Origin of the sequence: Streptomyces sp. NPDC006332 (assembly GCF_040612855.1) — a bacterium.
GTDB lineage: Bacteria > Actinomycetota > Actinomycetes > Streptomycetales > Streptomycetaceae > Streptomyces.
In genome coordinates this window covers 364,861-380,656 of sequence record NZ_JBEXRA010000001.1, presented here as the reverse complement: position 1 = coordinate 380,656, position 15,796 = coordinate 364,861, and the positions used below count along the sequence as shown (strand labels likewise).

At 72.9% G+C, this 15,796-nt stretch carries 13 protein-coding genes; 8 read left to right on the top strand and 5 right to left on the bottom strand.

The features are described from left to right. Positions 1-696, bottom strand: a complete 696-nt coding sequence (locus ABZ027_RS01540; protein ID WP_356763162.1) for an FMN-binding protein — start codon at positions 694-696, stop codon at positions 1-3. A 10-nt stretch (positions 697-706) separates the two neighbouring features. Further along, on the bottom strand, positions 707-2,044 hold the full coding sequence (locus tag ABZ027_RS01535; protein ID WP_356763160.1) for a ferredoxin reductase family protein: 1,338 nt from the start codon (positions 2,042-2,044) through the stop codon (positions 707-709). 150 nt (positions 2,045-2,194) lie between these two features. Between ABZ027_RS01535 and ABZ027_RS01530 the strand changes: the two genes are divergently transcribed. Genes ABZ027_RS01530 through ABZ027_RS01520 form a run of 3 tightly spaced genes read left to right on the top strand, consistent with a single transcriptional unit; the run spans position 2,195 to position 5,393 of the window. Further along, complete coding sequence (locus ABZ027_RS01530; protein ID WP_356763158.1) at positions 2,195-2,884, top strand: response regulator transcription factor; 690 nt, start codon at positions 2,195-2,197, stop codon at positions 2,882-2,884. Continuing rightward, a complete protein-coding gene (locus ABZ027_RS01525) occupies positions 2,881-4,338 on the top strand; it encodes a HAMP domain-containing sensor histidine kinase (protein ID WP_356763156.1) in 1,458 nt (485 codons plus the stop codon). The genes ABZ027_RS01530 and ABZ027_RS01525 overlap by 4 nt, the downstream gene beginning before the upstream one ends. A 53-nt stretch (positions 4,339-4,391) precedes the next feature. Continuing rightward, positions 4,392-5,393, top strand: coding sequence for an NAD-dependent epimerase/dehydratase family protein (locus ABZ027_RS01520; protein ID WP_356763154.1), 1,002 nt, complete (start codon positions 4,392-4,394; stop codon positions 5,391-5,393). Between the two features lie 65 nt (positions 5,394-5,458). Here ABZ027_RS01520 and ABZ027_RS01515 read toward each other — a convergent pair whose 3' ends face one another. Both ABZ027_RS01515 and ABZ027_RS01510 read right to left on the bottom strand, forming a co-directional pair. Further along, positions 5,459-6,571, bottom strand: coding sequence for a HAMP domain-containing sensor histidine kinase (locus ABZ027_RS01515; protein ID WP_356763152.1), 1,113 nt, complete (start codon positions 6,569-6,571; stop codon positions 5,459-5,461). Between the two features lie 5 nt (positions 6,572-6,576). Then, positions 6,577-7,293: a response regulator transcription factor gene (locus tag ABZ027_RS01510; protein ID WP_356763150.1), complete on the bottom strand. Its 717-nt coding sequence runs from the start codon at positions 7,291-7,293 to the stop codon at positions 6,577-6,579. A gap of 103 nt (positions 7,294-7,396) precedes the next feature. Between ABZ027_RS01510 and ABZ027_RS01505 the strand changes: the two genes are divergently transcribed. The 3 genes from ABZ027_RS01505 to ABZ027_RS01495 are packed head-to-tail and all read left to right on the top strand — an operon-like array spanning position 7,397 to position 9,536. Next, positions 7,397-8,122, top strand: coding sequence for a glycosyltransferase family 2 protein (locus tag ABZ027_RS01505; protein WP_356763148.1), 726 nt, complete (start codon positions 7,397-7,399; stop codon positions 8,120-8,122). After that, complete coding sequence (locus ABZ027_RS01500; protein ID WP_356763146.1) at positions 8,119-8,739, top strand: DUF2064 domain-containing protein; 621 nt, start codon at positions 8,119-8,121, stop codon at positions 8,737-8,739. The genes ABZ027_RS01505 and ABZ027_RS01500 overlap by 4 nt, the downstream gene beginning before the upstream one ends. Further along, on the top strand, positions 8,736-9,536 hold the full coding sequence (locus ABZ027_RS01495; RefSeq protein ID WP_356763144.1) for a methyltransferase domain-containing protein: 801 nt from the start codon (positions 8,736-8,738) through the stop codon (positions 9,534-9,536). Before ABZ027_RS01500 ends, ABZ027_RS01495 begins: the two co-directional genes overlap by 4 nt. A gap of 325 nt (positions 9,537-9,861) precedes the next feature. Here the strand turns inward: ABZ027_RS01495 and ABZ027_RS01490 are convergent, their stop codons facing one another. Beyond that, positions 9,862-11,106 carry a molybdopterin-dependent oxidoreductase gene (locus ABZ027_RS01490; RefSeq protein WP_356763142.1) on the bottom strand — a complete coding sequence of 415 codons (1,245 nt, stop codon included), beginning with the start codon at positions 11,104-11,106 and terminating at the stop codon, positions 9,862-9,864. A gap of 113 nt (positions 11,107-11,219) precedes the next feature. On the opposite strand from ABZ027_RS01490, the gene ABZ027_RS01485 reads away from it, so the two are divergent. Next, positions 11,220-12,539 (top strand): hypothetical protein, encoded by a 1,320-nt coding sequence (locus ABZ027_RS01485; RefSeq protein ID WP_356763140.1) that lies wholly within the window; start codon positions 11,220-11,222, stop codon positions 12,537-12,539. 134 nt (positions 12,540-12,673) lie between these two features. Further along, positions 12,674-15,775, top strand: coding sequence for a beta-N-acetylglucosaminidase domain-containing protein (locus tag ABZ027_RS01480; RefSeq protein WP_356763138.1), 3,102 nt, complete (start codon positions 12,674-12,676; stop codon positions 15,773-15,775). Positions 15,776-15,796 lie beyond the last annotated feature (21 nt).

The following is a 15,796-nucleotide window of genomic DNA, read 5'->3' as shown; positions in this document are numbered from 1 at the left end:
TCAGGCGCCCCTGGCGTCGAGGGCGGCTTGCAGGGACTCCTTGTAGCCCTCGCTGGTGATGGTGGCCCCGGACACCGTGTCGATGTCCGCGCTCTGCGCCTGGAGCGTCTGCGCGATCAGCTTCGGCACGGCGGCCGTGGTCTGCGGGTGGTCCGGCTGCTGGAGCATCCGCACCGAGCCGATCCGCTCGCCCGCGAAGGTCACCTCGACCTGGACGGGACCCTTCTCCGTGTCGACGGTCGTACCGGCGACGACCTTCTTCGCGGAGGCCGACGCGGAGGGTGCGGCGGACGCCGCGGCCGTGTTCTTGTCGATCGCGGCCTGCAGGGAGTCCTTGTACCCCTCGGTGGTGATCGTCGCGCCGGACACCGTGTCGATGTCCGCGCTCTGCGCCCGCAGGGTCTCCGCGACCAGCTTCGGCACGGCGGCCGTGGTCTGCGGGTGGTCCGGCTGCTGGAGCATCCGTACGGCGGTGATCTTCTCGCCGTCGAAGGTCACCTGGACCTCGACGGGACCCTTCTCCGTGTCGACGGTCGTGCCCGTGACGACCCGGGAGGAGGAGCCGCCGGAGGCGGAGGTGGAGGGGGCCGGTGCGGCGACCTGGCCGGTGGACGGCGTGGCGGTCGACGGTTCGTAGCGCCAGACCGGGATCAGACCGGCGACGCTGAGGACCAGGACGGGTATCGCTCGTTTCACTGATTCTTCCTCATCCCGCCAGGCTGAAGCGTTCGAAGTGGATCTGCGGCTTGGGCACGTCCAGCTCGCGCAGGCTGCCCAGCACCGCGTTCATCATGGGCGGCGGTCCGCACAGGAAGACGTCCCGGTCGGCGATGTCCGGCACCAGTCGCGTCAGCTCGCCCGGCGCCAGCCGGTCGGGGACCGGTGGCCCGGTCACCAGGTGCAGTTCCGCGCCCTTGGCGAGCGCGAGGTCGCGCAGCTCGTCGTAGAGGACCGCGTCCCGGTCGGTGGCGACCCGGTAGATGACCACCGCGTGGCCCTCCAGCTCCTCCAGGAGGGCCCGGATGGGGGTGACACCGACGCCGCCTGCGATGAGCACGGCGTCCGGGCGGGTGCGGTGCAGCGCGGTGAAGGCGCCGTAGGGGCCCTCGGCGAAGACGCGGGTGCCGACCTTGACGTGGCGCAGGGCGGCGCTGCCGTCGCCGGCCGCCTTCGCGGTCAGCCGCAGGGTACGGCCGTCGGGCGCGGCCGACAGGGAGAACGGGTTGGCCTGCCACCAGCGGTCGCGGGTCAGGAAGCGCCACAGGAAGAACTGGCCCGCCCGGGCGGGCATCCGGTCGAGGTCGCGGCCGGACATGTAGATGGAGACGACGTTGTCGGCCTCGGGGACGACGGCCGTGACCCGCAGCTGGTGGCGCCAGTTCCGCCACAGCGGCAGGACCAGCCGGCCCAGGGCCACCGAGCAGAGGGCGACGCTCCACACGCCGTACCAGTAGGCGGTGGCGGCGTCCGACGCGGTGAAGGTCGTTCCGACCGCGACCTGGTGGGTGAAGGCGAGCAGTACGGCGACGTACGTGTACAGGTGGATGAAGTGCCACGTCTCGTAGGCCAGCCGGCGTCGGGCGTAGCGGGCCGAGGCGGCGCCCACGACGAGGATGATGCCGAACGCGACGACCGCCCGCAGCACGCCCTCGACGGTCTCGGCGAGGTCGACGATCTGGTTGACGGGGTCCATGGAGGACGACTGGGCGTAGCCGAAGGTGATGCAGACGACATGCGTGAGCAGCGTCCACAGGATGCCGAAGCCGGTCCAGCGGTGCCAGGAGGTCAGCCGGTCCATGCCGATGCGGCGGTCGAGCCAGGGCAGCCGGGCCACCAGCAGCAGTTGGAAGGCCATCAGGAGCGCCCCGTACAGACCGGCCAGCCGGCCCAGCACGACGAGGGTGTTCGAGGCGAAGCCCGCCTGAGTGAAGAAGAAGGTCACCACGGCCAGGTTCGCGGCCAGGACGGCGTACAGGCCCGTGCGGGCCACCACCCTCGGGCGTATCGCCGTGGGGGGCGCGGGGGGTGATTGGACGGTCGTCACGGACAGAACTCCTTGATCCGGGTCCGGGATACCGAGCTTGTCCGGCGGGACCTGTCGAATCACTGTCGTACAACTTTCAAGAGGTTATCGATGTGGCCACGGGCAGGGGCCCGCTCTGGCTTCGGGCGCCGGGTGACGCACTATGAGCGGGTGGAAAAAGTACGCCTCCTCGTCGTGGACGACGACCCGCCGATAGCCGATCTCGTCGCGACGGTCGCCCGCTACGAGGGCTGGGACGCGGTCACCGCGAACTCGGGTGAGGAAGCTCTGAGCCGCGCCGCCGAGTTCCGTCCCGACATCGTGGTGCTCGACCTCATGCTGCCCGACCTCGACGGTTTCGGGGTGCTGGATGGGTTGCGCCGCTCCGGCACCATGGTGCCCGTGGTGTTCCTCACCGCGCGCGACACCGTCGCCGACCGGGTGGCGGGGCTGACCCGGGGCGGGGACGACTACCTGGTCAAACCGTTCGCGGTGGAGGAGCTGATGGCCCGGCTGCGGACCGTGCTGCGGCGCAGCGCCGGGCCCGGGTTCCAGCGGTCCGTCCTGCGAGTGTCCGACCTGACGATGGACGAGGACACCCGCGAGGTGCGGCGCGGCGAACGGCTGCTCACCCTCACCCCGACCGAGTACGAGGTGCTGCGCTACCTGATGCGCAAGTCGCCGACCGTGCTGACCAAGGCGCAGATCCTGGACCACGTGTGGGAGTACGGCTTCGGCGGCCGGTCCAACGTGGTGGAGCTGGTGGTCAGCAGGCTGCGCCGGAAGCTGGACGCGTTCGGCGAGCCGCTGATCCACACCGTGCGGGGCTTCGGCTACGTGGTCCGGCAGGCGACGGAGTGAGGGGCGCCCTGCGACGCCTGCGCCGGACGTACCGCAGGCTACGCCTGGGCACCCGGCTGGCGCTGGGCCTGGGCGCGCTGTCCCTGCTGGTGTTCGCGGTCGTGGGGTCGGCGCTGACGATGTACATGCGCGACTACCTGGAGCACCAGCTGGGCTACCAGCTGAAGGTGGTCCAGACCGTGCAGACCAAGGACGCCGAGGCCAACGGGACGGTGACGCAGAAGCCGTACTGGGGCTGGTTCACCGCCGTGTACGACGTGTCGGACGACTCGGCCGCACTGCGCCGGCCCGCCGACATCCCGCACGACATCCGCCCGCTGACCACGCTGGCCCAGAACATGGCGCACTCCGACACCGAGCTGATGCGCACCGTACGGCTCGACGGGGAGGGCCTCTACCGGCTGCGGGCCTGTGAGGTGGAGCCCGGGGTGGTGCTGGTCAGCGCCGCGCCCATGGACGACATCGAGGACACCGTGAACCGGCTGGTCACCGTGCAGGTGATCGCGTTCGCGCTGGCGGCGGGGGCGCTGGTGGTGTTCGGCCGGAAGATGCTGCGGCGCGGTCTGCAACCGCTCAGCGACATGGCGCACACCGCGCACGGCATCGCCTCGCACGACCTGACCGAGTCGGCGTCCCGGCTGCCGCTGCGCGCGGACGGCCGGGACGGCGGCCCGGAGGTGCACGAGCTGCGCACGGCGTTCAACACGATGCTGGAACACATCGACGACTCCCTCGCGGTCCGCGCCGAGGCCGAGCAACGGCTGCGCCGCTTCGTCGCGGACGCCTCGCACGAGCTGCGCACCCCCCTGATGTCCGTACGGGGTTACGCGGACCTCTTCCAGTACGCCGCCGCCAACGCCCCCGAGGAACGCGACAGGCACCTGGCCCGGCTGCGCGCCGAGGCGGCCCGGATGGGCGTGCTCCTGGACGACCTGCTGCTGCTCGCCCGGCTGGACGCGGCAGAGGTGGAGACACCGCTGCGTCCGGTGGAGGCGGACCTGGTGGAGCTGGTCGAGCACGCGGCCGACGCGTTCCGCGCGAGCCACCCGGGCCATCCGCTGACCGTGACGCCGGGCCCCGCGGAACTGACGCTGCGCCTGGACCCGCAGCGGATCCGCCAGGTCCTGGACAACCTGCTCACCAACGCGGCCGTGCACACCCCGGCGGGCACGCGGGTGACCGTGGGGGTCCGCGTCGAGTCCGGCCGGGCGCTGGTGCGGGTCGCGGACACGGGCCCCGGCATCCCGTCCGCCGATCGTGACCGGGTCTTCGACCGCTTCTACCGCGTCGACAAGGCCCGCAGCCGAGACCGCGGCGGCAGCGGCCTGGGTCTCGCGGTGGCCAGCTCCCTGGTGCGGGCGCACGGCGGCTCGATCGAGCTGAACGGCGAGCCGGGCTCGACGGTGTTCACGGTGACGCTGCCGACGCGGCCGGCGGGTCTTACGAAGCCGTGACGTGCCGGGCGCGGCCCCCTCGTGCGGGCCGTCCGCGCCCCTAACGTGGCCGCATGCGAGTACTGGTCACCGGCGGTGCCGGGTTCATCGGGTCCCATGTCGTGGCGGCGCTGAAGGCGCACGGGCACGAGCCCGTCGGCTACGACGTCCGTGCCGACCCCGCGTCGGACGTGCGGGACCCCTACGCGGTCGGCCGGGCGCTGGCGGGCGTCGACGCGGTGTGCCACCAGGCGGCGATGGTGGGTCTCGGGGTCGGCTTCTCGGACGCGGCGGAGTACGTCTCCCGCAACGACCTCGGTACCGCCGTGCTGCTCACCGCCATGGCCGAGGCAGGCGTACGACGTCTCGTGCTGGCCGGGTCGATGGTCGTGTACGGCGAGGGCCGGTACGCCTGTGAACGGCACGGGGTGGTCCGGCCGGGGCCGCGTGCCGTCGCCGACCTGGACGCGGGACGCTTCGAACCCGTCTGCCCCCGATGCGCGGCCGAGCTGACACCCGGCCTGGTCGCCGAGGACGCCCCGGTGGACCCGCGCAACGTCTACGCGACCACCAAGCTGGCCCAGGAACACCTGGCGGCGGCGTGGGCGCGGGCCACCGGCGGGTCGGCGGTGTCGCTGCGGTACCACAACGTGTACGGGCCGGGCATGCCGCGCGACACCCCGTACGCGGGTGTCGCCTCCTTCTTCCGCTCGGCGCTCGCCCGCGGCGAGGCCCCCCGGGTCTACGAGGACGGCCGCCAGCGCCGGGACTTCGTGCACGTGCGGGACGTGGCCGCGGCGAACGTGGCGGCGCTGGAGGCGAGTTCGCCCGCGGGCACGCTCACCGCGTACAACACCGGCAGCGGTGAACCGCACACGGTCGGCGAGATGGCCCGGGCGCTGGCGGCCGCGTACGGCGGTCCCGAGCCGGTCGTCACCGGGGAGTACCGGCTGGGCGACGTACGGCACATCACGGCGGACTCGGCGCGGCTGCGGGCGGAGTTGGGCTGGAAGGCGGGGGTGGGCTTCGAGGAGGGGATGCGGGAGTTCGCGCGGGCCGCGCTGGGCGGGGAGTGATTCTCGGCCCTCGCCGTACCGGGAGCGTTCAAGCGATGGTCGGCCCTCCGTGTCCGGAGTCGCCGTCAGACCTCGGCGGCCGGCAGGGTCACCTCGAACCGGCATCCGCCGGTCACGTTGCGTACGGTGGCCCGACCCTGGTGGGCCTCCACGATCCCGCGCACGATGGCGAGGCCGAGGCCGGCGCCGGCGGGCGGAGTCCGGGCGTGCGTGCCGCGCCACCCGGTGTCGAAGACCCGCGGCAGGTCCTCCTCGGGAATCCCGCCGCAGCTGTCGGTGACGGACAGGACGACCCCGTCGGGTCCGCGCTCGGCGGCGACCGCGACGGTGCCGTCGGCGGGCGTGCGGCGGATGGCGTTCACGAGCAGGTTGCCCAGCACCCGGCTCATCTCCTTGCCGTCCACCTCGACCGGCACCGGCTCGACCCGGTCGCCGACCAGCCGTACGCCGTGCTCGCGAGCGAGCGGGTCGGCACCCGCGAGCGCGTCGCCGACGAGGTCGTACACGGAGATGCGGCTCGGGCTCAGCGCCAGCGCCCCCGCGTGGATGCGGGAGAGCTCGAAGAGGTCGCCGACCATGCCGTTGAGGCGCTCCACCTCGGTGCGGATCTGCCTGAGGTAACGGCCGGGGTCGGCGGCGACGCCGTCCTCCAGCGCCTCGGACATCGCGCGCAGACCGGCGAGCGGGGTGCGCAGGTCGTGCGAGATCCAGGCGACGAGTTCGCGCCGGGAGGTCTCCAGGGCGCGTTCGCGGTCCCGGGACTCGGCGAGCCGGGCGCTGGTCGCCTCCAACGCGCGCCCGAGTGCGGCGAGTTCGGCGGTGGCGGGGCCGTCGGGCGAGGTGAAGCCGCCTCCGTCGCCGAAGGAGCGGGCGGCGAGCGCGAAGGCGTGGCTACGGCCCACGACCCAGCGGCCGAGCAGCAGGGCGGTGGCGAGGGATACCCCGGCGGCCATGGCGACGACGGTGGTGACGACCTTCAGGTCGTGCGCGGACAGGAACATCGCCTGCGCGACGGCGAGGGTGCCCGCGAACATCGCGGTGACGGCGACGGCGGCGACCACGGCGAGATGAGTGACGACGGAGCGGCGCCGGATGAGCAGGACGACGCCCGCACCGAGCACGCCGGCCGCGGCGGCGCCGAGGAAGGCGACGAGGGCGATGAGGAGGGTGTCGCTCATTGCCGTCATCCCTCCTGACCGGCGGTGTCGAAGCGGTATCCGACGCCCCACACGGTCTGGATCAGGCGCGGCCGGGCCGGATCGTCCTCGACCTTTCCACGCAGCCGCCGGACATGGACGGTCACCGTCGACAGGTCGCCGAAGTCCCAGCCCCACACCTCGCGCATCAGGTCCTCGCGTCCGAAGACCCGGCCGGGGTGCCTCAGAAGGAAGGCGAGGAGGTCGAACTCCCGGATGGTCAGGGCGAGTTCGGTGCCGTTCTTGGCAGCGCGGCGGGCCGCGGGGTCCAGGGTGAGTCCGCCCGCGCGGAGGGTGGCCGAGGGCTCGGCGGGCCGGGTGCGGCGCAGCACGGACTCGACCCGCAGGACGAGTTCACGGGGGCTGAAGGGCTTGGTGACGTAGTCGTCGGCGCCGACCTCCAGGCCGAGGATGCGGTCGTCCTCGTCGCCCCGCGCGGTGAGCATGATGACCGGGACGGGCCCGTGCCCGCGCATCCGGCGGCACACCTCCAGGCCGTCCATGCCGGGCAGCATCAGGTCGAGGACGACGAGGTCCGGCCAGTGCGCGACGGCCCGGGCGAGCGCGGCCGGGCCGTCCCCGGCACGGTCCACGACGTATCCGGCCCGGTCCAGGTACCCGGTGACGACCTCGGCGACCGTGGGGTCGTCGTCCACGACGAGGACCCTCGCCCCGGACTGTGCGTTGGACTGCTGCTGCTCCATGGCGCCAGCCTCGCACCGTACGCGCCGAAGTGACGTCCGCGGCTCCCGACGTCCGCGTTCCGTAAGGAGCCGGAGCCCGATTTGTCGGTTTCGCGCTCGTAGGGTGAGAGCCGTGACGACCTCTTTCGAACCTGTCCCGGAACCGGTGTCCGTGGACGTCGTACTCCCCTGCCTCGACGAGGCCTTGGCGCTGCCCCGGGTGCTGGAACGCGTCCCGCCCGGCTGGCGCGCGCTGGTCGTGGACAACGGCTCCACGGACGGTTCCGCCGGCATCGCCCGCTCCCTCGGCGCGACCGTCGTACGCGAGGAGCGGCGCGGTTTCGGCGCTGCCTGCCACGCGGGACTGACCGCCGCCACCGCCGACATCGTCTGCTTCTGCGACTGCGACGCCTCGCTCGACCCGGCCGACCTGGTGCCGTTCGTGCGGGAGATCCTGGCCGGCGAGGCGGACCTCGTGCTCGGCCGGCGCCGCCCGCAGACCCGCGGGGCCTGGCCGGTGCACGCCCGCACCGGCAATCTCGCCCTGGCCCGGCTGCTCCGCCGCCGCACCGGACTGCGGCTGCGCGACCTCGGCCCGCTGCGCGCCGCCCGCCGTGAACCGCTGCTCTCACTCGGCCTCACGGACCGGCGCAGCGGTTATCCGCTGCAGATGGTGGTGCGCGCCGCCGACGCGGGCTGGCGGATCGCCGAGCACGACGTGCCGTACCGTCCGCGCGCCGGCGCGTCCAAGGTCACCGGTACCTGGCGCGGCACCTGGCAGGCGGTGCGGGACATGAGCCGGGTGCTGGCCGAACCCGGGACCGCCGCCGAGAAGGGAGCGCGCGCGTGACCTTCTCGACCACGCTCCTGGTCATCGCGAAGGAGCCACGCCCCGGCCGGGTGAAGACCCGGCTGACCCCGGCCTTCACGCCCCGCGAGGCCGCCGCGCTCGCTCAGGCGTCGCTGGCGGACACCCTGGACACGGTGGTTCGGACGCCGGCACGTCGCCGGGTCCTGGTCCTGGAGGGCGAGCCCGGCCCGTGGCTGCCGCCTGGCTTCGAGGTCGTACGGCAGTGCGCGGGCGGCCTCGACGAACGGCTGGCCGCCGCCTTCGCGGGCTGCGACGGCCCGGCCCTCCTCATCGGCATGGACACACCCCAGGTCACCCCGGAGCTGCTCACCGTGGACTTCGCGGACTGCGACGCGTACTTCGGGCCCGCCGAGGACGGCGGCTTCTGGGCACTCGGCCTGGCCGCGCCGGACCCCGCGCTGCTGCGGGGGGTGCCGATGTCGACGTCCTCGACGGGGGCGGTGCAGCGGGCGCGGCTCACCGGCCTGCGGGTGCGGGAACTGCCGCGGCTGCGGGACGTGGACACGGCGTACGACGCGGAGGTGGTCGCCCGGGCCGCGCCCGGCGGGCGGTTCGCCGCGGCGCTGGCCCGGCTCAGCGCCGCCGGGGCCCGATGAGCACGGTACGGATCGGACGGCAGCGGAGCCCCCTCGCCGATGAGGTCCCGCCCGTCGGCGACGGGGACTGCTGGTCGGCCGACCCCTACGCCGACGCCGTGCGTTCCGGTCGTGGCCCCCTCTTCCTGCGCCGCGGTGACGGCTGGCTGCTCCCGCTGGACGTGGAGCGCTGGTGCGCGGACGCCGACGCGGCCGACCTGGAGGTGCTGCGGCGCTGCGAGGGCACGGTCCTCGACGTCGGCTGCGGGCCCGGGCGGCTGGTCGCGGCCCTGGGGGCGCGGGGGCGGCGGGTGCTCGGCATCGACGTCAGCGAGGCGGCCGTGACGAGGACCGGGGAACTCGGCGGACCGGCACTGCGACGCTCGGTGTTCGATCCGCTGCCCGGCGAGGGCCGTTGGGGCACCGCGCTCCTGATCGACGGCAATGTCGGCATCGGCGGCGAGCCGGCGGAACTCCTCACCCGGATGTCCGAACTCCTGCTCCCCGGCGGCCTGTTGATCGTCGAGACGGTGCCGGGGATGGACCTCGACGAACGCGCGCTGGTCCATGTCACCGACTCCCGGGGCAGGACGGGCCGCCCGTTCCCCTGGGCACGCCTGGGCACACCGGCCCTGCTGCGGCACGCGGACCGCGGGGGCTGGTCCGCCACGGGTCAGTGGGCGGCCGGCGGGCGCTCCTTCGTCGCCCTGCGCAGCCGCAGGACGAACAGCAGCGCCGAGCCGCCGAACAGCGCGGCCGTCAGCAGCAGCCAGCGGGTCAGGAACACGTCCGGGGGCAGGCCGGTCGCGGAGGCGTAACGGCCCGCCGTCCACCCGCTGATGAGCGGGAACCAGACGAGCAGGAGCAGGGCGGAGAGGGCGGCGGGCACCCGGACGTAGGTGATCCGGTCCCGCCGCCTGCCCCAGGCCCTCACCAGCGCCCGGTCGAGCCCGGCGTACAGCGGCAGCAGCACCAGGTCGTGGAGGAGCGCCGCGCCCACGAACCACAGCACCACCCCCGACCAGTCCCCGTCGAGGAGCCGTACGCCCGCATATCCCGCGAGCGCGAACGAGCAGACGAGCAACAGGAGTTGCAGGGTACTGCCCACGACGATCGGACTGCCTACGACGATCCTCGGCCGCTTCACAGATCTTCTCCGAACGTCATCCGGGCCACCCACTTGGTGTTCAGCACGCCGGGCGCGGCGGGCACGATGACCCGCGCCGGGTGGCCGTGGTCGGGGGTCAGGTCCTCGCCGTTGACGAACAGGGCGAGCAGCGAGCGCGGGTCGGCGACCTGGTTCGCACGCAGGGCCGCCCGCCGGAACGCGCCGTGCCGTTGCAACGACTCCACGAGGACGTCGGTCGGCTCCTCGTACCCGACGAGCGCGGCGAGGTCCCGCAGCCGCACGCCGCGCCACAGCTGGTCGGAGGTCGACCAGCCCTCCACGCAGGCGATGGGCAGGGCGGCGCTGTACAGCGGGAACCGGGTGGCCAGTTCGGAGCGGCTGAGCCGGACGGTTCCGGTGCGCCCGGAGACGACCAGCCGCCACGCCTCCTCGCCGGTCTGAGCCGCGTCGATCCCGGCGTACGCGGCCGTCTTGTTGATCTGGAACCCGCCGGGTCCGGTGCCCGGCTCGGCACCGCCGTGCGGAGCGAGCAGGGCGGTCCTGCGCAACGGCCCGTCGACGGTCTGCCCGGCCGTGGTGGCGAGCAGCAGCAGCGACCCGCCGCCGACCAGCCCGAGGGCCCCGCGCCGGGACACGCTGGGCTCGGCGGGGTCCGGGGAGACCAACTCGCTCGGGGGCGTCAACTCCGCTTGTTCTTCCGCCGGTTGCCGCAGATTACGCAGGGCTGCCGGTGTCTTCAGCACCGCGTGCACGAGGAACGCGGAGAAGAACACCCAGGCGCCGTAGAAGTGCAGCCGGTAGAAGGAGCCCGGAAAGACGTAGTCCAGCTGGACGTTGAGCACGCCGGTCACGAACTCGAACAGCGCGCCGCCGACCAGGAGCAGCAACGAGAAGCGTTCCAGGGCGTGCGCGAGGGAGCGAGCCGGCGGCAGCGTGAACAGCTTCGGCACGACCGACCACAGCTTGGCCAGCAGGACCGGGATCAGGGTGACGCCCAGGGTGACGTGGACGCCCTGGTTGAGCCGGTACAGCCAACGCGGGTCGGTCGGCCACGAGAAGAGATAGAAGCCGAGGATCCCCTTGTCCGGGGTCTTGTCGTTCACCGGCGACAGGTCCGGGTTGTAGGCGGCGTACGACAGCAGCCCGGTCAGGAACAGCACGGTGATACCGCCGAGCAGGACGACACCGAGCACCGAGGTGAACCAGGGACCCCGCAGCGGGCTGCGCCAGAACGCGGGTGAGAAGGGAGTGCGTGGCATGCCCCGAACCTAGGCCCGCCGGGCCCCCGCGAGCGGCTCGGGAACGATGACGAAACTCTGACGTCCGCGCCTGTCAACCGTCCGGAGCAGGCCCGGCGACCTAGCGTTTGCGCGTGCACCGGGACCTGAGACGTGACCTGTACGCGGCCCTGGCAGCCGCCCTGCTCGTGGTGGCCGCCTGCGTCGTCGGAGACGTGATCCAGCGTCGCGACGGCACCCTCCGCGTGGGTTGGCCGCCCCTGCTGGCGACCTGGGACCCGCACCTCGGCCCCGGCACCCCGGCCGCCCTCGTCGTGGCGGCCGCCGTGGCGGCGTACGGCCCCGCCCTGGCCGCCCGGCTGCCCTGGCGGGCACTGCTGCTCGCCACTTGGGGGGCAAGCCTGGCCTGGACGTGGTCCCTCGCCCTCGTGGACGGCTGGCACCGGGGTGTCGCCGAGCAGTTGACCACCGGGAGTGAGTACCTCCGGGTCATCGACCGCTTCCACGACATCCCGGCCACGCTGGCGGACTTCACCCGGCACATCCTGATCGATTCCCCCGACAACTGGCCGGCCCATGTGGCCGGTCATCCTCCGGCGGCCACCGTCACGTTCGTGCTCCTCGACCGGGTCGGACTGGGCGGCGGGGGCTGGGCGGGCGCGTGGTGCATCACCGTCGGCACCACGGCGGCGCTCGCGGTCCTGGTGACCGTGCGGACCCTCGCCGACGAGTCACTCGCCCGCCGTGCCGCTCCCTTCCTGGTCCTGGCCCCGGCGGCGGTGTGGGTGGGCACGTCCGCCGACGGCTACTTCACGGCGGTCGCGGCCTGGGCGGTCGCCTTCCTGGCCCTGGCGGTGACCGGACACCGGCCGGCCTGGACCGGCCTCGCCTCGGGGCTGCTGTTCGGGCTGACCCTGTATCTGTCGTACGGCCTGACGCTGTTCGCCGTCATCGCGGGTGCCGTGCTCCTGCTGGGCCGCCACCGCGTCCGCCCCCTCCCGTTCCTGCTGCTCGGGCTGCTGGTGGTGCCGGTGGTGTTCACCGTCGCCGGGTTCGACTGGTGGGAGGCGTACCGGCTGCTGGTACGCCGCTACCACCAGGGAGCGGGCGGGGTCCGGCCCTACGGCTACTGGGTGTGGGCGAACCTGGCCTGCATGGCGCTGATCGTGGGCCCGGCGACCGTGGCGGGCCTGCGCCGCACGCGAGCGGCGCTCACCCCAAGGCGCCTCCAACTCCCCGACGTCCGCCTCGGCGTGCTCGCGCTGTCCGCGCTGGTCGCCCTGCTCGCCGCCGACCTGTCCGGCATGAGCAAGGCGGAGACGGAACGCATCTGGCTGCCCTTCGCGGTGTGGCTGCTGCCCGCGTGCGCGTGGCTGACGGGGGCGCGGGGGTGGCTGGTGGCGCAGGGGGTGGTGGCGCTGTTGCTCAACCATCTGCTGTTGACGGGGTGGTGACACCGCTGGTCCACAGGGGGAGGTGACTTCTGGCCGTCCGAACTTCCCACCCCCTCCGCCCATTGAATGCTCAATTCAACATCCCTACCATCACTCGGTGGATGAATTCACCCGCGGCCTCCGGAGGAGAACCCGTGCTTCCACCCTCACGCGTCAGACGTACCGTCACCGCCCTGCTCCTGGCCGTCGGCCTCGCCGTCCCCGTGGGGCACGCCTCCGCCGCGACCCCGCAGAGTGTGCCGCAGGTCTGGCCCGCGCCCCAGAGCATGCACACCGGGCCGGGTCGGCTCGCCGTTCCCGACCGGGTCGTGGAGGTCGTCGGACGCGGCACCGACCCGTCCGCGCGACGGGTCGTCGACGCCGTGCTGCGTGCCGCCGGAGCGGACCGGATCACCACCGTGGACGCCGGTGACCGGCCCCCGGCGGCCGGGCTCACCGTCTACCTCGGCGGCCCGGGGGAGAACGGCGCGACCGGCGGGGCGCTCAGCCGGCTGGGCGCCAAGGCCCCGACCGGACTCGCCCCGGGCGGCTACGTCCTGGCCTCCGGGCGGAGGAACGGGCAGGCGCTCCTCGCCCTCTCCGGCGTGGACACCACGGGCACCTTCTACGCGGTCCAGACCCTGCGCCAACTCCTCGCAGGCTCACAGGCGTTGCCCGAGGTAACCATCCGCGACTGGCCCACCGCCGCCCTGCGCGGAGTCATCGAGGGCTTCTACGGAACCCCCTGGACCCAGTCCGAGCGCCTGAACCAGCTGGACTTCTACGGCCGTACGAAGCAGAACGTCTACGTCTACTCACCCAAGGACGACGAGTACCTGCGCGCCCGCTGGCGCGACGCCTATCCGCCCGCCGAACTGGGCCAGTTGAAGGAACTCGTCGACCGGGCCGCCGCCAACCACGTCCGCTTCACCTACGCCCTCTCCCCGGGGCTGTCCGTCTGCTACTCCTCGGACGCCGACATCAGCGCCCTGACGGCCAAGTTCGACTCGCTCTACGCCATCGGTGTGCGGTCCTTCGCGATCCCGCTGGACGACATCAGCTACACCAAGTGGAACTGCGACGCCGACGAGCAGGCGTTCGGCACCGGGGGCGGGGCGGCGGGCGCGGCGCAGGCGCATCTCCTCAACCGGGTCTGGCAGGAGTTCTCCGCCGAACACGCTGACCTGCAACCCCTGGAGATGGTCCCCACCGAGTACTCCGACCTCGCCGACACCCCGTACAAGAAGGCGCTGCGGGAGAAGCTCGACGCGTCCGTGGTGGTGGAGTGGACGGGCGTCGGCGTGATCGCGCCGACCATCACCGCGGACCAGGTCACGCAGGCCCGCCAGGTGTACGGTCACCCGATCCTGGTCTGGGACAACTACCCGGTCAACGACTACGTCACCAGCCGACTGCTGCTCGGCCCCTACACGGGCCGGGAGGCGGGAGTCGCGAGCACCGCGACCGGCGTGACGGCCAACCCGATGGTCCAGGGCGAGGCGAGCCGGATCGCCCTGTTCACCTCGGCCGCCTACCTGTGGAACCCGCACGCCTACGACCCGCGGGCCGCCTTCCTCGCCTCCGTCCGCGACCTCGCGGCGGACGGATCCTCCACCGGCGCGGCCCCCTGGTTGCGGATCTTCGCCGAGAACAACTACTCCTCCCAGCTCGACGCGACCGAGTCCCCCACGCTCACCCGGCTCATCGCCGACTTCCGCAAGGCCTACGAGCAGGACAAGGGCCTGGACCGCGCCGCCGCCCGGCTCACGTCGTACTTCACCGACATGGAGGCGACTCCCGCACAGTTGCGCTCCCGCCTCGACAACCCCCGGTTCCTCGACGAGACCTCCGCCTGGCTCGACAAGCTCGGCCGTTACGGCACCGCGGGACGGACCGCCGTGGACCTGCTGCTCGCCGACAAGCGGGGTGACACGGACGCGGTCACCACCTACTGGAACGAGCTCAGGACCGAGCGCAAGGAACTCGACGCCATCCCGCAGCAGGTCTCCCCGGGCGTCATGGACCAGTTCCTCTACACGACGATGGTGCAGAACGCGCCCGACCCGGGCGTGGACGCCTCCTTCGCCCCCGCGTCCCTCTCCTTGAAGCCGGGTGCCTCCGAGACGGTGACCCTCGCGCTGTCCGACCGGCGGTCCACGTCCGCGAAGAGCGTCTCCTGGAAGCTCGACGTGCCCGACGGTGTCACCGCCTCGCCCGCCGAGGGCACGCTCGACGTCCCGGCGGGAGGCGGCGCCTCGGTCGCCGTCACTCTGACCGCCGTCACGGAGGGGGTCCACTCCGTCGTCGTGTCGGGCCCGGGGATCCTCGACCGCGCGATCCCGGTCCAGGTCACCGACGGCACCGGCACACCCCGCGCGCTGACCGCCAACTTCAGCGGAGCGTCCGTCAGTTCGGTCGACCTGGTCTCCGGCAAGAGCACGAACATCGGCGTCGGCGACAACCCCGGCGAGGTGGTGGTGAGCGCGGACGGACGCATCGCCTACGCCGCCAACCAGGGCTCGAACTCGGTCAGCGTGATCGACGTGGCGAGCGGCGAGGTCACCGCCACGGTCGCCGTCGGCCACGTCCCCGCCGGCCTCGCCCTCACCCCCGACGGCGACACCCTCTGGGTCGCCAACTACACGGACGGCACGGTCCAGCCCGTGGACACCGGCACCCTGAAGGCGGGCGCCCCCGTCACGGTCGGCTCCGGACCGGAGAACATGGCGATCACGCCCGACGGCACGACCCTGTACGTGGCGAACATCCACGACAACACCGTGACCCCGGTCGACGTCGCCACCGGCACGGCGAAGGCCCCGATACCGGTGGGCCCCGGCCCCTTCAACGTCGTGGCGGCGCCCGACGGGAAGACCGTGTACGTGTCCAACTCCGGCGGCTCGACCGTCACCCCCATCGACACCGCCACCGACGACACCGAGCCGACGCTCCTGGTCCCGGGCCAGGCCTACGGCCTCGCGATCTCGCCCGACGGCCGCACCCTGTGGGTCAGCCCCAGCAACGGCGACCGCATCACCCCGGTCGACACGGTGACCGGCGCCCCCGGCACGAGCATCACGGTCGGCAGGTCGGCCTTCGACGTCGGACTCGACTGGAACGGCGCCACCGCGTACGTCACCACCGCCGACGGCAACGCCCTGGTACCGGTCGACACCACGAAGGGCACCACGGGCACGCCCCTGACGACCGGCGCCTATCCGCTCGCGGTCGCGCTGACACCGCTGCCGGTGAAGTAGCGGCACAGCAGGTGGCCGGGC

What these genes read in the sequence shown, in the direction of transcription:
- ABZ027_RS01510 (WP_356763150.1), bottom strand. Translation starts at nt 7,293, where the DNA reads ATGGAGCAGCAGCAGTCCAACGCACAGTCCGGGGCGAGGGTCCTCGTC.
- ABZ027_RS01490 (WP_356763142.1), bottom strand. Translation starts at nt 11,106, where the DNA reads ATGCCACGCACTCCCTTCTCACCCGCGTTCTGGCGCAGCCCGCTGCGG.
- ABZ027_RS01515 (WP_356763152.1), bottom strand. Translation starts at nt 6,571, where the DNA reads ATGAGCGACACCCTCCTCATCGCCCTCGTCGCCTTCCTCGGCGCCGCC.
- ABZ027_RS01520 (WP_356763154.1), top strand. Translation starts at nt 4,392, where the DNA reads ATGCGAGTACTGGTCACCGGCGGTGCCGGGTTCATCGGGTCCCATGTC.
- ABZ027_RS01495 (WP_356763144.1), top strand. Translation starts at nt 8,736, where the DNA reads ATGAGCACGGTACGGATCGGACGGCAGCGGAGCCCCCTCGCCGATGAG.